The organism is Nonomuraea rhizosphaerae (genome assembly GCF_019396405.1).
Lineage (GTDB): Bacteria > Actinomycetota > Actinomycetes > Streptosporangiales > Streptosporangiaceae > Nonomuraea > Nonomuraea rhizosphaerae.
On sequence record NZ_JAHKRL010000225.1, the window covers coordinates 1 to 14,759 of the forward strand.

Consider the following 14,759-nt stretch of genomic DNA (forward strand, 5'->3'; position numbering starts at 1 on the left):
GACGAACGTCCGCAGCCGCCGCCGCTCCTCGGCCAGGATCGCGGCGGCCTCGGAGAAGGAGTCGATCGCGCCGGTCACCTGCTTCTGGCGCCCGTTCAGGCTGGTGGCCAGCTTGTCGAGCCCTTTGGCCAGGTCGATGAGCTGCTGGTCCTGCTTGGCCAGCGTGTCGGTGAGCCGGGCGGTGTCGGCGATCGCGTTGTTGATCGTCTTACCGCGTCCTCTTACGTCGCGGGCCAGGTTCCCGGCGACGTCGCCGAGCTTGTCCTCGTCGAGCGCGTCGGTCAGCTTGGTGAAGGCGTCGAGCGCGTCGTCGATCTCCACCGGCAGGTCGGTGCGCTCCAGCGGGATCGTCGCGCCGGCGGCGATCCGCCGGTCGCCGGGCTTCCACGGCGGGTACAGGACGACGTTGCGCTCGCCGAGCGTGTTCTGCGGCGCGACGACGGCCTTGACGTCGGCGGGCAGCGGCACCTCGCGGTCCACCGACAGCTCCACGCGCACCTTGTCGCCCTCGATCCGGATGCCGGTCACGTATCCGGCGTCCAGGCCCATCACCTTGACGCGCGCCTGCTCGTACAGGGAGGGCGCCTTGCTGAAGATCGCGGTCAGCCGGTACGGCTCCGGCCCCAGCAGCGAGCAGCCGCCGGAGGCCACCAGCAGCGTCCCGGCCAGCAGGGCCGACAGCAGCCGCCTCACCGCTGGGCCTGCCGATCCTTCTTGATGACGGCCAGCACCTCGGGGTTGATGGGGCCCAGGCCCGTGGTTATGGCCTCCAGCCACGGGCCCTGGCCGCCCATCGTGGACAGTCCGGAGAACGTCGGGCCGGCCCACGCCAGGAGCGAGTTGAACTGCTTGTTGCTGCCGTCCAGCCTGGTGGTGATCGCGCCGGTGTCGTCCAGCACCTGCACCAGCGTCTTCTCGTGCTCGTTGATCAGCCTGGTGGTGCTGCGCACCAGGTCGCTGCCGTCGCCGAGCAGCCGGCGCAGCTCGTCGCGGCGGGCGCGCAGCTCGTCCAGCATGACCGTGATCGCGTCGATGAGGCGGCCGAGCTGCTTGTCCTTGCGCTCCAGCAGGTCCATGATCCGGGAGCCGTTGTCGAGCAGCTTCTGCAGCTGCGGCTCGCTCTTGCTGATCGTGTCCGACAGGTCGCCGACGTTCCTGAGCAGCTTGGTGATCCGGCCGCGCTTGCTCGTGTCGATCTTGCCCAGCTCGGTCAGCAGGTCGTCGGCGGCCTTGGTGTCCAGCCTTTGCACGAACTTCGTGGCGTCCTTGATGGCGTCGTTGATCAGCGTGGGGACGCCCGTGCGGGTGATGGGGATGCGCCGCTGCGCCTCGGGGAGCTGGTCCACGTACGGGGTGCCGACGGGGCCGGACAGCTTGACGTAGCGGCCGCCGAGCAGGTTCGACAGCGTGATGTCGGCCCGGGTGGAGCGGCCGAGCCGGACGCCGTCGTCCACCTTCCAGGTGACGACCACGTTGCCCTGCGCGTAGTCGGCGCGCACCTCGGTCACCTTGCCGACGCGCACCCCGGCCACCCGCACGTCGTTGCCGCTCTTCAGGCCGCCCGAGTCCACGAAGACCCCCGACATGGAGTAGCCGCCCTCCAGCAGCCCCAGGTTGCCGACGAGGAACGTGGCCACCAGCACCGCGCCGAGCACGGCCAGCGACACCAGGCCGACGACGTGCCGGTTGCGGTCGCGGAAGGACTTGAGCGCCATCACTCACCGACCATGAGCTTCTGCAGCTCCTCGGAACTCTGGACGCGCGTGCTGCCGCGCAGGGGCGGCGGCGTGTTCATCGGGTACGGGCACGGCGCGGGGCCCAGCGCCACGCAGGGGACCGCGGTGATGAAGTACCGGCCGCGGTCCACGGTCGTGTACGCGCGGGCGAACAGCGGCGGGAACGTGCTGATCACCTTGTCCACGCCGTTGATGTTGCGCCGGATGCCGCCGGTCAGCCCGGCCAGGTGGTCCACCAGCGCGCCCAGCTCGCCGGCGTTCTTGCCGAGTACCTCGTCGGTGGTGTGCACGGTGGCGGTCAGCTCCACGATCGAGTCGTCGATCAGCCTGCGGTTGCCGGCGAACGCCTCCGACAGCGTGACCAGGTTGTCGACGAGCTGCTCGATCTGCTTGTCGCGCCGGGCGACGACCCCGGTGACGGTGGCGTAGTCCTCCAGGAGCTGCTGGATGGTCCGCTTGCGCTCGTTGACCGTGGTGGTGATGACGTTGACGTTGTCGAGCAGCCTCGGGATGTTCTTGTCGTTGCCCTTCAGCGACCTGGCGGCGGCGGTGAGGAGCTGGTTGATCTGGTCGGGGTCCAGGCTGCGGGTCAGCGGCCCGAGGTCGCTGACGAGCTTGCCGATGTCGACGACCGAGGAGGTGCGGGCGATGCGCGAGCCGGGCGCCATCCGGCCGGGCGCGGTGCCGGGCAGCAGGTAGACCACCCGCTGGCCGACGGCGTTGCGCCAGCGTACGGCCGCCTCGGTGTCGGGCGGCACCGTGACCGCGTCCTGCACCTCCATGGTGACCTCGGCGCGGCCGTTCACCACCTTGATCGTCTCGACCTGGCCGACGGGCGCCCCGGCGATCTTCACCTGGTCGCCCTCCAGCAGCCCGGACACGTCGTCGAACGTGGCGACCAGCCGGTAGCCGCCGCTGGTGTTGACCCGGGCGATCTGCACGGTGATCAGCGCGATGAGCGCCATCGTCGAGCCGACGAACAGCGCCACCCGCAGCAGCGTCCAGCGCCGGGCCACCCGCTCTCGCGACAGCGCCACGTCAGTCCCTCCCGTCGGTGCGGCCGCAGGCGCCGACGACGAGCTCGCAGATGTCGGTCGCGACGAACGCCTCCACCTGGAGCTGGCGGCTGTTGCCGGGGCCCGGCGCCTCGATCAGCTCGTTGAGCAGGTCGATCAGCTTGTTCAGGCCGCGTACGCCGTCCCCGGCCAGGCCGAGCTGGGCGTAGATGAGCGCGGCCACCCGCTCGGCCGAGTGCGCGCCCGCCCGGAGGTCCTGGCGGTGCGCGCGCAGCCCGTGCGCGCCCAGGTCGCTGACGGAGGTGACCTCGTTCAGCAGGACGCGCACCTTGTCGGCCCGTTCCAGCAGGTCGGGGGTGATGACGTTGACGTCGGAGGAGATCGACACCAGTTCGTCGCCCTTGTCCGACAGCGCGGTGGACAGCGCGGCCGCGTCGCGCAGGAACTGCCTGGCCCGCGCCCGCTGCCGGTGCGCCACGTCCACGACCGTGCCGGCGTCGCCGATCAGCTCCCGCAGCCGGGTGCCCTCGCCGTCGAGCCCCTGCGCGATCGTGTGCACGATCACGCTGACCTCGCGCGGGTCCACCGCGTCCAGCCCCCGGTAGGCGGCGCCGAGCGTGTCGGACAGGTCCAGCGGCTCCTCGGTCCTGGTGATGACCGCGCCGCTGCCCAGGTAGGGGCCGGTGGTCTCGCCCGCGCCGAGCTTCAGCGAGAGGTACTTCGGCCCGAACACCGACGCCGGCTCGATCGCCGCGGTCGTGCCGGCCGGGACCCTGACGCCGGGGTCGACGTGGATGCTCACCACGGCCCTGCCCTTGGCGTCGAGCGAGATCCCGCTCACGCCGCCGACCGTGATGCCGCGGATCTTGACCGGCGAGTTGTGGTCCAGGCCCTGCCCGGCCCGGGCGAACACCGCGTCGATCCGGGTGCCGTTGATCTGCGCGGCCTGCCGTACGACGAGGAGCGCCGCGGCGGCCAGCAGCACCAGGACCGCGAGCGCGATGCCCGCGCGGACCGGGAGGGAGAACCCGTCGCGTCCCATCACTCACCCCGTCAGCTTCACGCTGCCGCCGCCACCCCAGAACAGGTACGACAGGAGCAGGTTGAGCAGCACGATCGTGACGATCGACTGGCGGATGGCGCGGCCCGCGGCCACCCCGACGCCCACAGGGCCGCCGGTGGCGTGGAAGCCGTAGTAGCAGTGGATCACGATGACGGTGAAGGCGAAGACCGCCACCTTGGCCACGCTGAACACGATGTCGCTGACCGGCAGGTACAGGTAGAAGTAGTAGTCGTAGACGCCGGGCGCGAGCCCGAACAGCACCGTGCTCATCAGCCGGGTGGCGAAGAAGCTGGCGAACAACGCGATCAGGTAGATCGGCACCAGCGCCATCAGCGCCGCCACCACCCGGGTGCAGATCAGGTAGGTGAAGGCGTTGATGCCCATCACCTCCAGCGCGTCGATCTCCTCCGAGATCCGCATCGCGCCCAGCTCGGCGGTGAACGAGGAGCCCACCTGCGCGGCCAGCGCGGTCGCGGCGATGATCGGGGTGATCTCGCGGACGTTGGCGAAGCTGCCGACCAGCCCCATGAACGACTCGGCGCCGATCGCCGCCAGCCCCTGGTAGCCCTGCAGCCCGACGGTCGCGCCGACGACGAAGGCCATCGTGAACACCACGAAGATCATGCCGCCGCCGATGACGGTCGCGCCGACGCCCACGACCACGTCGCTGACCTGCCGGATGACGACCTTGAAGTACTTGCCGCGCAGGATCACGTCCCGTACCGAGTAGAACAGGACCTTCCACACGAACAGCGGCCAGTTCGCCAGCGTCGCGAACCGCTCGGCCCACTCCCGCCCGGTCGTGGCCAGCCTGAGCCCGGCGGTGCACGCGGTTCTGACAGGCGCGGCCATCACAGCGCCCTGGGCGGGTAGGCGAGGAAGTACACGGCCGAGATCATGTAGTTGAAGGCGAAGACCAGCATGAACGTCACCACCGTCGCCTGGTTGACCGCCCGGCCCACGCCGACGGGGCTGGTGGCGCACGTCATGCCCTTGTAGCAGGCGACGGCCGCGGCGACGAAGCCGAAGATCCACGCCTTGAACAGCGTCACGTACAGGTCGGAGCTGACGACCAGCGACAGCGCGCCGTCGAAGTACGCGCCGGACGTCACGCCCTGCACGACGACGTTGAAGAAGTAGCCGCCGCTCGCCCCGGCCAGGATGACCAGCGGGCACAGGCAGACCGCGACCGTGCTGGCCGCCCACATGCGCGGGGTGACCAGGCGGTGGATCGGGTTGACCGACATGACCTCCATGGCGCTCAGCTCGTCGCGGATGTGCCGCGCGCCGATGTCGGAGGTCATCGCGCTGCCGCCGGCCCCGGCGATCAGCAGCGCGCTGGCCAGCGGCGCCACCTCGCGGATCAGGCCGACGAACACGGCGCTGCCGGTGGCCGAGGCCGCGCCGAGCTGCCAGGCCAGGTCGCCGACCTGGAGGGCGACGGTCGCGCCGAGCGGCAGCGACACCAGCAGCACCGGCACGGAGGTGACGCGGGCCAGGAACCAGCACTGGTCCACGAACTCCCACCACCAGCTCCGCACGTCCCAGCTGCGGCGCAGGCCCTCCAGGACGATCACGAACAGATCGCCCACCTGGCCCAGCACGGACCCGGCCTTCCGGGCGACGTATCCGGACACCTGAAGAATCACCTCGCGGAACCGGCCGACTACGGAACCGTCACCTTACTGACGGGTAGTCCAGTAAGTCGATGCTTTCCACGAAAAGGTATGAGACCGGGGTCACATGTGGTCAATTAACTACAAACCGTGACCTGACTGTGTCCTATGTGCCCGGAGTGAGGAGTGGGTCAGGGGACGGGTCAGCCCAGCAGGCCCGCCATCCACGACTCGACGTCGGCCGGGTGGCGGGGGAGCGCGCCGGACATCAGGCGGGCCCCGCCGGCCGTGATCACCAGGTCGTCCTCGATCCTGACGCCCACCCCGCGCAGCTCCTCGGGCAGCGTCAGGTCGTCCGGCTGCAGGTACAGGCCGGGCTCGACGGTCAGCACTTGGCCCTCCTCCAGGACGCCGTCCAGGTAGACCTCCGAGCGGGCCTTCGCGCAGTCGTGCACGTCCAGGCCGAGCATGTGGCCGCTGCTGCACAGCGTGTAGCGCCGGTACAGGCCGGTCTCCATCAGCTCGTCGGGCGACTGCCTCAGCACGCCCCACTCGTGCAGGCCCTCGCTGATGACCCGCATCGCGGCCAGGTGGAAGTCGCGGAAGCGGGCGCCGGGCTTGAGCGCGCCGATCCCGGCCTCCTGCGCCTGGTGGACCAGCTCGTACACCTGCCGCTGCACCGGGCTGAACGTGCCCGACAGCGGCAGGGTGCGGGTGACGTCGGCCGTGTACAGCGTGTCCGACTCCACGCCCGCGTCCAGCAGCAGCAGGTTCGCCGGGTCGAGGCCGCCGTCGTTGCGGATCCAGTGCAGCACGCACGCGTGCGCGCCCGAGGCGACGATGCTCTCGTACCCGGTCGCGTTGCCCTCCAGCCGCGCCCGGAGCCCGAACACGCCCTCCAGGTAGCGCTCGCCGCGCGGGTGGCCGAGCGCCGCCGGCAGCGCCCGCACGACGTCCTCGAACCCGCGCGCGGTCGCGTCCACGGCCGCCTGCAGCTCGCCGACCTCCCACTCGTCCTTGATCAGCCGCATCTCCGACAGGAAGCCCGCCAGCTCCGCGTCCCCGGGCAGCGCGGCGTCCACCCGCGGGTCCATGCCGCCCAGCGCCCTGGCGGGCCCCTTCAGCGACAGCTCGCCGATGTGCGCGCAGTCGAGCCCGTACAGCTCGGCCGCCTCGGCCAGGTCGGGGCGGCGTCCCACCCAGAACTCGCCGTGGCGCCGGTCGCGGTAGAACTCCTGGCCGTCCTCGCGCGGCGAGCGCGGGCGCATGTACAGGGTGGCCTCGCCCGACGGCTCGACGACCAGCACGTCGTCCGGCTCGCCCGCCCCCGTCAGGTAGGCGAACGCGCTGTGCGGCCGGAAGCGGTGGTCGCTGTCGTTGCTGCGCGCCTTCAGCGTCCCCGACGGGATCACCAGCCGCTCGCCAGGGAAGCGGGCGGCCAGCGCGGCCCGCCGCCGCGCCGCCCACGGCGCGACCGGCAGCGCCGCCACGTCCGTGCGCCGCGTGTCCGCCCACCGGGTGCGCATGTACGCGGCCAGCTCGTCGGTGACGGGCAGGTCATGACTGCCGGTGTTGAGCGGTTCCGTCATCTTTGCTCCCTTTCGGCAGTCGCAGGTACGGCAAGCAGCCTACGTGAACGCTTGACCAGCCCCCACGTGCTTGCTTGCCTGAAAGCACGCGGGTGGAGCGCTTAACGGAAGTCCACTCGGGGTAACTGAGAGCCGAGGTGATGCAGATGCTCATCGGGACGATCCTGCGTGGCAAGGGAAGTGACGTCGCCACCGTGACGCCTGAGGCCACGGTCCGAGACCTTCTCGCCAAGCTGGCCGAACACAACATCGGCGCGGTCGTCGTCTCCGCCGACGGCGTCACCATCACGGGCATCGTGTCCGAGCGCGACGTGGTCCGCCGCCTGCACGACCGGGGCGCCGCCGTGCTCGACGAGCCCGTCTCCTCGATCATGACCTCGGAGGTGCGCACGGTCGGGCCGCGCGACAACGTCGACGAGCTGCGCAGGACCATGACCACCCATCGCTTCCGCCACATGCCCGTGGTCGAGGACGGGCGGCTGGTCGGCATCGTCAGCATCGGCGACGTGGTCAAGAGCGCGATCGAGGAGCTGGAGACCGAGAAGGCCTCGCTGGTGGACTACCTGCACCGCTGACCTGGCCGGTCGCCGCGGCCGTTGACACGGATGGGACGCTTGTTCCCGTGATGTACGGGCCTCCTCCCCCCGAGTACCCCCGGGCGACGAACAGCCCGACGATCATCCTGCTCGCGTCCGGGCTGACCGGGATGCTGGGCTTCCTGATCGGGTTCTTCGCCGGGATGGGCTCGGGGGAGCCGCCGGCCCGCACGTCGCAGGCGCCCTCGATCACGGTCACGATCAAGGACTCGGCCCCGCCGGGCACCGATCCGGCCGCGCCCGCCACCACCGCCCAGCCGCCCGCCACGGAACCCACGGGAGCCCAGCCCACTGGAGCCCAGCCCACGGCCTCCGCGCCGGTCGGCTCGCTGCCGCCCAGCGGGCTGTCCGGCATGCGCGTGCTGGTGGTGGGCCGCGACATCCAGCCCGGCACCTACCGCACGACCGGCCCCCTGGCGGGCCAGCAGATGTGCTACTGGGCCCGGATGAGGAGCGAGTCCGTCCAGGTCAGCGACGTGATCGCGGCGGGCATGCCCAACGGCCCGGCCAGCGTGACGATCCTGGCCACCGACAAGGCCTTCCAGACGGGCGGCTGCGCCGAGTGGACCAAGGCGTGAGCAAAGGTGTGAGCTGCGGGTACCGCTCATAGACCCAGGTCCGCGCATGTAGGAGGATGCAGCCAGCCCAACAAGGAGGATGACATGTCGATCTTGCGGAGCCTGGTGGAGAGCGTGCGCGGCGGAGCCATCGAGGTGGTCGACCTCACCGCGCCATTGACGCAGGAGACCCCGATCCTCCAGCTGCCCGAGCCGTTCGGCAACACGATCCCGTTCCGGCTGGAGGAGATCAGCCGCTACGACGACCGCGGCCCCGCCTGGTACTGGAACGACATCCACACCGGAGAGCACACCGGCACCCACTTCGACGCGCCCGTCCACTGGGTGACCGCCCGCGACGGCCAGGACATCTCCCAGGTGCCGACCTCCAGCCTCCTGGCGCCCGCCGTCGTGCTCGACTTCGCCGCCGAGGCGGAGAAGGACGCCGACTTCCTGCTCCAGGTCGACCACGTCAAGGAGTGGGAGCGGGCCAACGGCCCGCTGCCCGAGGGCGGCTGGCTGCTGTACCGCACCGGCTGGGACACCAGGTCCGCCGACCAGGCCGCCTTCCTGAACGCGAACGAGACCGGCCCGCACACCCCCGGCGTCTCCGTCGAGTGCGCCCGCTGGCTGGCGAGCGAGACGCCCATCCTCGGGCTCGGCGTCGAGACCGTCGGCACGGACGCGGGCGCGGCGCACTCGTTCGACCCGGCCTTCCCGTGCCACTCCTTCCTGCTCGGGGCCGGAAAGTACGGGCTCACCCAGCTCCGCAACCTCGACCGCCTCCCGGTGACGGGCGCGGTCGTGCTGGCCCCGCCGCTGCCCATCGTGGGCGGCTCGGGCAGCCCGGTGCGGGTGCTCGCCCTGGTCGAGCGGTGATCGTTGCAGAAGCCGTCGGGCGGGTGCTGGCCGAACTGGGGGTCGGCACCGCGTTCGGTGTGGTGGGCAGCGGCAACTTCCACGTCACCAACGCCCTCGTCGAGCACGGCGTTCGCTTCGTCGCCGCCCGCCACGAGGGCGGGGCCGCCACCATGGCCGACGCGTACGCCCGGATGTCCGGCAAGGTCGGCGTCGTGTCCGTGCACCAGGGCCCCGGCCTGACCAACGCCATGACGGGCATCGCCGAGGCCGCCAAGAGCCGCACGCCGATGATCGTCCTGACCGGCGAGGCGACGGACGCGCGCTCCAACTTCCACATCGACCAGGACACGCTCGCCGCCTCGGTCGGCGCGCTGCCCATGCGCGTCACGGCGGGCGGCCAGGCCGTGGAGGACACGCTGACCGCCTACAGGACGGCCGCCGGCGAACGGCGCACGGTCGTCCTGAACCTGCCTCTCGACGTCCAGCAGGACATCGTCCCCTGGCACGGGCTGGCCGGCGAGGTCCTGGACCAGATGACCGCGGCCCAGCGGGTGGTGGCGGGCGCGCCCAGCCCGTCGTTCGCCACGCCGCCCGGCGCGCGGCTCGACGTCTTCGCCGAGCTGCTGGAGCAGGCCCGGCGGCCGGTCTTCGTCGCCGGGCGCGGCGCCCGGCACGCCAGGGCCGAGCTGGAGGAGCTGGCCGAGCTGACCGGCGCGCTGCTGGCCACCTCCGCCGTCGCCAAGGGCCTGTTCCGCGGCAGCCCGTGGGACCTGGACGTGAGCGGCGGCTTCGCCACGCCCCTGACCGCCGAGCTGATCGGCGCCGCCGACCTCGTCGTGGGATGGGGGTGCGCGCTCAACATGTGGACCACCCGTCACGGGCAGCTCATCGGCGAGCACGCCACGCTCGTCCAGGTGGACATCGACGAGGCCGCGCTCGGCGCGCAGCGGCCCGTCGGCCTGGGGCTGGCGGGCGACTGCGCGGCCACGGCCCGCGCCACCATGGTCGCCCTCGACCCGTTCGGCGGCACCGGCAGGTCCGGCTACCGGTCCGCGGAGCTCGCCGGGCGGATCCGGGCCGAGGGGCGCTGGCAGGCGGTGCCGTACGAGGACGAGAGCGGCGACGGGCTCATCGACCCGCGCACGCTCACCATCGGGCTCGACGACCTGCTGCCCGCCGAGCGGATCGTCGCCGTCGACTCCGGCAACTTCATGGGCTACCCGTCGATGTTCCTCGACGTGCCCGACGAGCAGGGGTTCTGCTTCACGCAGGCGTTCCAGTCGGTCGGGCTCGGGCTGGCCACCGCGATCGGCGCCGCGCTGGCCCGGCCGGACCGGCTGCCGGTGGCCGCGCTGGGCGACGGCGGGGCGCTGATGGGCGTCGCCGAGCTGGACACCGTCGTACGGCTCGGGCTGCCGATGGTGGTGGTCGTCTACGACGACGAGGCCTACGGGGCCGAGGTGCACCACTTCGGGCCGCACGGGCATCCGCTCGGGACGGTCACCTTCCCGGGCGCGGACCTGGCGGCGGTCGCCGGGGGGTACGGGTTCGCGGCCGTGACGGTCACCGGGCCGGGCGACCTGGGCGGGGTGGCCGAATGGCTGAAGGGGCCCCGCGACCGGCCGCTGCTGGTGCACGCCAAGGTCACCAGGAGCCGCGGCTCGTGGTGGCTGGAGGAGGCCTTCAAAGGCCACTGACCGGACGACTCAGGAGTCGCTGAACTTGCGGTACCTCCACGCGTCCTCGGCGGCGCTCAGCACGGCGGGCAGCGCCGCACCGGCGCCCGCCGTGACGGCCGCCGCGATCGCCCCCTCCACGAACGGCACGTCCGCCACCACCACCCGGCCCGGGTCCTCCACCAGCAGCGCCGTCAGCACCGAGCTGCCCAGGTCGGGGACGATGACCACGCCGTCGCCCTGGTCCACCGCCGCGACCGCCTTCTCGATCAGGTCGAGGCTCGTGCCCAGCCCGCCGTCGGCGGTGCCGCCCGCCGCCGCCACCGGGGCGTCCGCCCCGGCGATCCCGCGGACGAGCGCGACGGCCTCGGCCGCCAGGCCGGCGCTGTGCGCGACCAGCACGATTCCCACCGCCACGACACCCTCCTCACGTGTCCCTGGCCCTCACGTGTCCCCGGGCACCTGCCGCAGGCCGGACGCCACGGTCGCCAGGGAGCCGACGATCAGCGCCGATGAGGCCGCGCCCGGATCCTCGTGGCCGACGCTCCGCCCGCCCAGGTAGCTCGCCCGCCCCTTGCGGGCCTGGAGCGGGACCGTCGCCCGCGCCCCGTCCTCGGCCGCCCGCCCGGCCAGCGCGAACGCCTCCGGCGCCGCCACCCCGTCCCGTACGGCCAGCGCCAGCGCGCGGGCCGCCGGGACCAGCGCGTCCACCATCGTCTTGTCGCCCGGCGCGGCCTTGCCCAGCCGCTCGACCGCCACCACCCCGGCGTCGAACGCCGCCGCGAACCCGGCCAGGGTCACCGGCGGCTCCAGCGCCTTGCCCATGGACCGGAACAGCGACCCGTACAGCGGCCCCGACGCCCCGCCCACGCGGCGGATCAGCGTCGTGCCCGCCGAGACCAGCACCTGGATCGGCGACGTCGGCGGCCAGCCGGCCAGCGCGGCGCGGACCTCGGACAGGCCGCGGTCGAGGTTCGCGCCGTGGTCGGCGTCGCCGATGGCCGCGTCCAGCTCGATCAGCCGGTCGCGGTGCAGCCGGACCGTCCTGGCCACGTCCTCGAACCAGGCGACGAAGAAGGCCGTGTCCAAGGTGATGTCGAGATGCTCCATCAGCGCCCCCAGCGCAGCCCCGGCGTCTCGACCGGCGCGTCCCACAGGCGCGTCAGCGTGTCGTCGAGGCGGCAGATCGTCACGGAGAAGCCCTGCATGTCCAAGCTCGTCACGTAGTTGCCCACCAGCGACCGCGCCACACGCGCCCCCTTGCCGCGGATGTACGACTCCACCTCGCCGAAGGCCACGTACAGCTCCATCAGCGGCGTGCCGCCCATGCCGTTCAGCAGCACCAGCAGGTCGCCCTCCAGCGGCAGGTCCCGGTGGATCGCGTCCATCGCCACCCCGGCCAGTTCGCGGGCCGAGGCCAGCGCCACCCGGGTGCGTCCCGGCTCGCCGTGGATGCCGATGCCCAGCTCCACCTCGCCCTCGGGCAGGTCGAACGTCGGCTTGCCCGCGGCGGGCGTTGTGCAGGAGGTGAGCGCGACGCCGAACGAGCGGCTGCGCTCGTCGACCGCGGCCGCCACCGCCGCGACCCCGGCCAGCGGCGCGCCCTCCTCGGCCAGCGCCCCGGCGATCTTCTCCACGAACAGCGTCGCCCCGGTGCCGCGGCGGCCGGCCGTGTAGAGCGAGTCCTGGACGGCCACGTCGTCGTCCACCAGCACACTGGCGACCTCGACGTCCTCGCACAGCTCGGCGGCCATCTCGAAGTTCAGCACGTCACCGGTGTAGTTCTTGACGATGTGCAGCACGCCCGCGCCGCCGTCCACGGCCGCGGTCGCCTCGATGATCTGGTCGGGCACCGGAGAGGTGAACACCTCTCCGGGGCAGGCCGCGTCCAGCATGCCGTACCCGACAAAACCGGCGTGCAGCGGCTCGTGCCCGGAGCCGCCGCCGGAGACCAGCCCGACCTTGCCCGCGCGCGGCCCGGACGCGCGGTACACCACCCGGTCGCGCACCCGTAACGAGGGATGGGCCGCCGCCATCCCGGCGAGCGCGTCGTCAACCGCCGTCTCGGCCGCGTTGATGAGCTTCTTCATGGTCAGAACATCTCGCCGTTTCCCCGCGCGGGCAAGCGTCCTACCGTGGGCAGGGTGGAACTCCACTACAACCCGTACGACCCGGCGGTCAACGACGACCCCTACCCCGTGTACGCCCGGATGCGGCACGAGGCGCCGGTCTACCGCAACGAGGAACTCGACTTCTGGGCGCTGTCGCGCTACGACGACGTCGCGCCCGCCCTGGTCGACACCGCACGCTACTCCAGCGACCACGGACCGGTGCTCGACAACGGGGTCTGGGGGCCGCGGGCGCGCACGATGCTGTCGTTCCTGGCCATGGACCCGCCCGACCACACCCGCATGCGCGCGGTCATCTCACGCGGCTTCACCCCGCGGCGCGTCGCCGCGCTGGAGCCGATGATCAGGCGGCTGGCCCGCGGTTACGTCGAGGAGGGCCTGGAGAGGGGGACGTTCGACTTCGCCAGGGACCTGTCGGCCAAGCTGCCGCTCGACGTGATCTCCGAGCTGGTCGGCGTGCCGCCGTCGGAGCGGGCCGACGTGCGCCACCGCAACGGCGTGCTGCTCAGGCACAACCGGGGCGCGCCGGGCGAGAACGGGTTACGCGCCCTGTTCTCGTTAGGCGAGTACTACGCCGCGATCGTCGCCGAGCGCCGCAAGGACCCGCGCGATGACCTGGTCTCGGTGCTGGTCGGCGACGACGGGCTGAGCGACGAGGAGATCGTCCCGTTCCTCTTCCTGCTGCTCGGCGCCGGCTCGGAGACCACCACCCACCTGCTCAACGGCGCCTGGTACTGGGCCTGGCGCAACCCTGGGCAGCGGGCCGCCGCGTTCGGCGGGGCGATCACGCCGTGGATGGAGGAGACGCTGCGCTACGACTCGCCCGCGCAGGGCGCCGCCCGGCGGCTCACCGAGGACACGACCCTGCACGGCGTCACGGTCCCGGCCGGGTCCAGGGTGTGGCTGCTGGTCGGCTCGGCCAACCGCGACGAGGACGTCTTCCCCGGCTCCGAGGTCTACGACCTGGGCCGCGACACCTCCCGGCTGATCAGCTTCGGCGCCGGGCGGCACTACTGCCTCGGCGCGCCCCTGGCCCGGCTGGAGGCGCGCGTGGCCCTGGAGGAGCTGACGCGGGCGGTCGCCCCCGGCTACGACATCGACCCCGGCGGCATCCGGCGGACCGCGCACGGCAACGTGCGGGGCATGGTCGCGCTGCCCACTACCGTCCGCGCCGCCTGAGTAGGCTACCTTCTGGTCATGGCTGAGATCGTGTACCCGCCGGTGATCGCCACCGCGCGGACCCTCTTTCGCGTCCTCGACTACCGCTTCCACATGGAGGGGACCGAGCACGTGCCGCGAACCGGGGGAGCGGTGCTGGTCAGCAACCACATCAGCTATCTCGACTTCATCTTCGCCGGGTTCGGGGCGCTGCCGGCCAAGCGGCTGGTGCGCTTCATGGCCAAGGAGGAGGTCTTCCGCAACCGGATCTCGGGGCCGCTGATGCGCGGCATGCACCACATCCCCGTCGACCGCGGCGCGGGCGCCGGCTCGTACGCCACGTCGCTGCGCATGCTGAAGGCGGGCGAGGTGGTGGGGGTCTTCGCCGAGGCGACGATCAGCCGGTCGTTCACGGTCAAGGAGATCAAGAACGGCGCCATCCGCATGGCGCAGGCCACCAAGGTGCCGATCATCCCGATGGCGCTGTGGGGCAGCCAGCGGATCTGGACCAAGGGGCGGGCCAAGAAGCTCACCCAGCGGCACGTCCCGATCACCATCCTGATCGGCGAGCCCATGCACCCCAAGCGCGGCGAGGACGTCAACCAGCACACCGCCGACCTGCACGCCCGGCTGTCGGAGCTGGTGGACCGGGCGCAGCGCACGTACCCGGAGATCCCGCCGGGGGTGTGGTGGCAGCCTCGGCACCTGGGCGGCACCGCCCCCACGCCGGAGGAGGCGGCCGCGATGGACGCCGCCGAGGCG

Annotated in this window: 16 protein-coding genes; 6 read left to right on the plus strand and 10 right to left on the minus strand. The window is 72.1% G+C overall.

What is annotated here, in order from left to right:
- The 7 genes from KME77_RS11165 to KME77_RS11195 form a co-directional block, all read right to left on the minus strand.
- A partial coding sequence (locus KME77_RS11165) for an MCE family protein (protein ID WP_219465364.1) occupies positions 1 to 693 on the minus strand: 693 nt, incomplete at its 3' end.
- Positions 690 to 1,715, minus strand: a complete 1,026-nt coding sequence (locus tag KME77_RS11170) for an MlaD family protein (protein ID WP_219465399.1) — start codon at positions 1,713 to 1,715, stop codon at positions 690 to 692. The genes KME77_RS11170 and KME77_RS11165, both read right to left, overlap by 4 nt.
- Positions 1,715 to 2,773, minus strand: coding sequence for an MCE family protein (locus KME77_RS11175; RefSeq protein ID WP_219465367.1), 1,059 nt, complete (start codon positions 2,771 to 2,773; stop codon positions 1,715 to 1,717). The genes KME77_RS11170 and KME77_RS11175 overlap by 1 nt, the downstream gene beginning before the upstream one ends.
- A 1-nt stretch (position 2,774) precedes the next feature.
- Complete coding sequence (locus tag KME77_RS11180) at positions 2,775 to 3,794, minus strand: MCE family protein (protein ID WP_219465369.1); 1,020 nt, start codon at positions 3,792 to 3,794, stop codon at positions 2,775 to 2,777.
- 3 nt (positions 3,795 to 3,797) lie between these two features.
- A complete protein-coding gene (locus KME77_RS11185) occupies positions 3,798 to 4,667 on the minus strand; it encodes an ABC transporter permease (protein ID WP_219465370.1) in 870 nt (289 codons plus the stop codon).
- Complete coding sequence (locus KME77_RS11190; RefSeq protein WP_308250661.1) at positions 4,667 to 5,452, minus strand: MlaE family ABC transporter permease; 786 nt, start codon at positions 5,450 to 5,452, stop codon at positions 4,667 to 4,669. The genes KME77_RS11185 and KME77_RS11190 overlap by 1 nt, the downstream gene beginning before the upstream one ends.
- 182 nt (positions 5,453 to 5,634) lie before the next feature.
- Positions 5,635 to 7,020 (minus strand): aminopeptidase P family protein, encoded by a 1,386-nt coding sequence (locus tag KME77_RS11195; RefSeq protein WP_219465373.1) that lies wholly within the window; start codon positions 7,018 to 7,020, stop codon positions 5,635 to 5,637.
- Between the two features lie 146 nt (positions 7,021 to 7,166).
- Between KME77_RS11195 and KME77_RS11200 the strand changes: the two genes are divergently transcribed.
- The 4 genes from KME77_RS11200 (at position 7,167) to KME77_RS30250 (ending at position 10,731) form a co-directional block, all read left to right on the plus strand.
- Positions 7,167 to 7,595: a CBS domain-containing protein gene (locus KME77_RS11200; protein WP_219465374.1), complete on the plus strand. Its 429-nt coding sequence runs from the start codon at positions 7,167 to 7,169 to the stop codon at positions 7,593 to 7,595.
- Positions 7,596 to 7,645: 50 nt separating this feature from the next.
- A complete protein-coding gene (locus tag KME77_RS11205; protein WP_504739325.1) occupies positions 7,646 to 8,194 on the plus strand; it encodes an Rv1352/Rv1906c domain-containing protein in 549 nt (182 codons plus the stop codon).
- Positions 8,195 to 8,278: 84 nt separating this feature from the next.
- Positions 8,279 to 9,052: a cyclase family protein gene (locus KME77_RS11210; protein ID WP_219465378.1), complete on the plus strand. Its 774-nt coding sequence runs from the start codon at positions 8,279 to 8,281 to the stop codon at positions 9,050 to 9,052.
- Entirely contained in the window at positions 9,049 to 10,731 is a 1,683-nt protein-coding gene (locus KME77_RS30250; RefSeq protein ID WP_219465380.1) for a thiamine pyrophosphate-binding protein, read from the plus strand. Before KME77_RS11210 ends, KME77_RS30250 begins: the two co-directional genes overlap by 4 nt.
- Positions 10,732 to 10,740: 9 nt before the next feature.
- Here the strand turns inward: KME77_RS30250 and KME77_RS11220 are convergent, their stop codons facing one another.
- From KME77_RS11220 to dhaK, 3 genes are read right to left on the minus strand one after another with little or no spacing between them, the layout of a single operon-like run.
- Positions 10,741 to 11,127 carry a PTS sugar transporter subunit IIA domain-containing protein gene (locus tag KME77_RS11220; RefSeq protein ID WP_308250662.1) on the minus strand — a complete coding sequence of 129 codons (387 nt, stop codon included), beginning with the start codon at positions 11,125 to 11,127 and terminating at the stop codon, positions 10,741 to 10,743.
- Positions 11,128 to 11,154: 27 nt separating this feature from the next.
- Positions 11,155 to 11,820 carry a dihydroxyacetone kinase subunit DhaL gene (gene dhaL, locus KME77_RS11225; protein WP_219465391.1) on the minus strand — a complete coding sequence of 222 codons (666 nt, stop codon included), beginning with the start codon at positions 11,818 to 11,820 and terminating at the stop codon, positions 11,155 to 11,157.
- Positions 11,820 to 12,800, minus strand: coding sequence for a dihydroxyacetone kinase subunit DhaK (gene dhaK / locus KME77_RS11230; protein ID WP_219465393.1), 981 nt, complete (start codon positions 12,798 to 12,800; stop codon positions 11,820 to 11,822). Before dhaK ends, dhaL begins: the two co-directional genes overlap by 1 nt.
- Positions 12,801 to 12,854: 54 nt before the next feature.
- Between dhaK and KME77_RS11235 the strand changes: the two genes are divergently transcribed.
- Together KME77_RS11235 and KME77_RS11240 are read left to right on the plus strand one after the other, a co-directional pair.
- Positions 12,855 to 14,018, plus strand: coding sequence for a cytochrome P450 (locus KME77_RS11235; RefSeq protein ID WP_308250663.1), 1,164 nt, complete (start codon positions 12,855 to 12,857; stop codon positions 14,016 to 14,018).
- Between the two features lie 18 nt (positions 14,019 to 14,036).
- Positions 14,037 to 14,759: lysophospholipid acyltransferase family protein (locus tag KME77_RS11240; protein ID WP_219465397.1), on the plus strand; the 723-nt coding region annotated here is incomplete at its 3' end.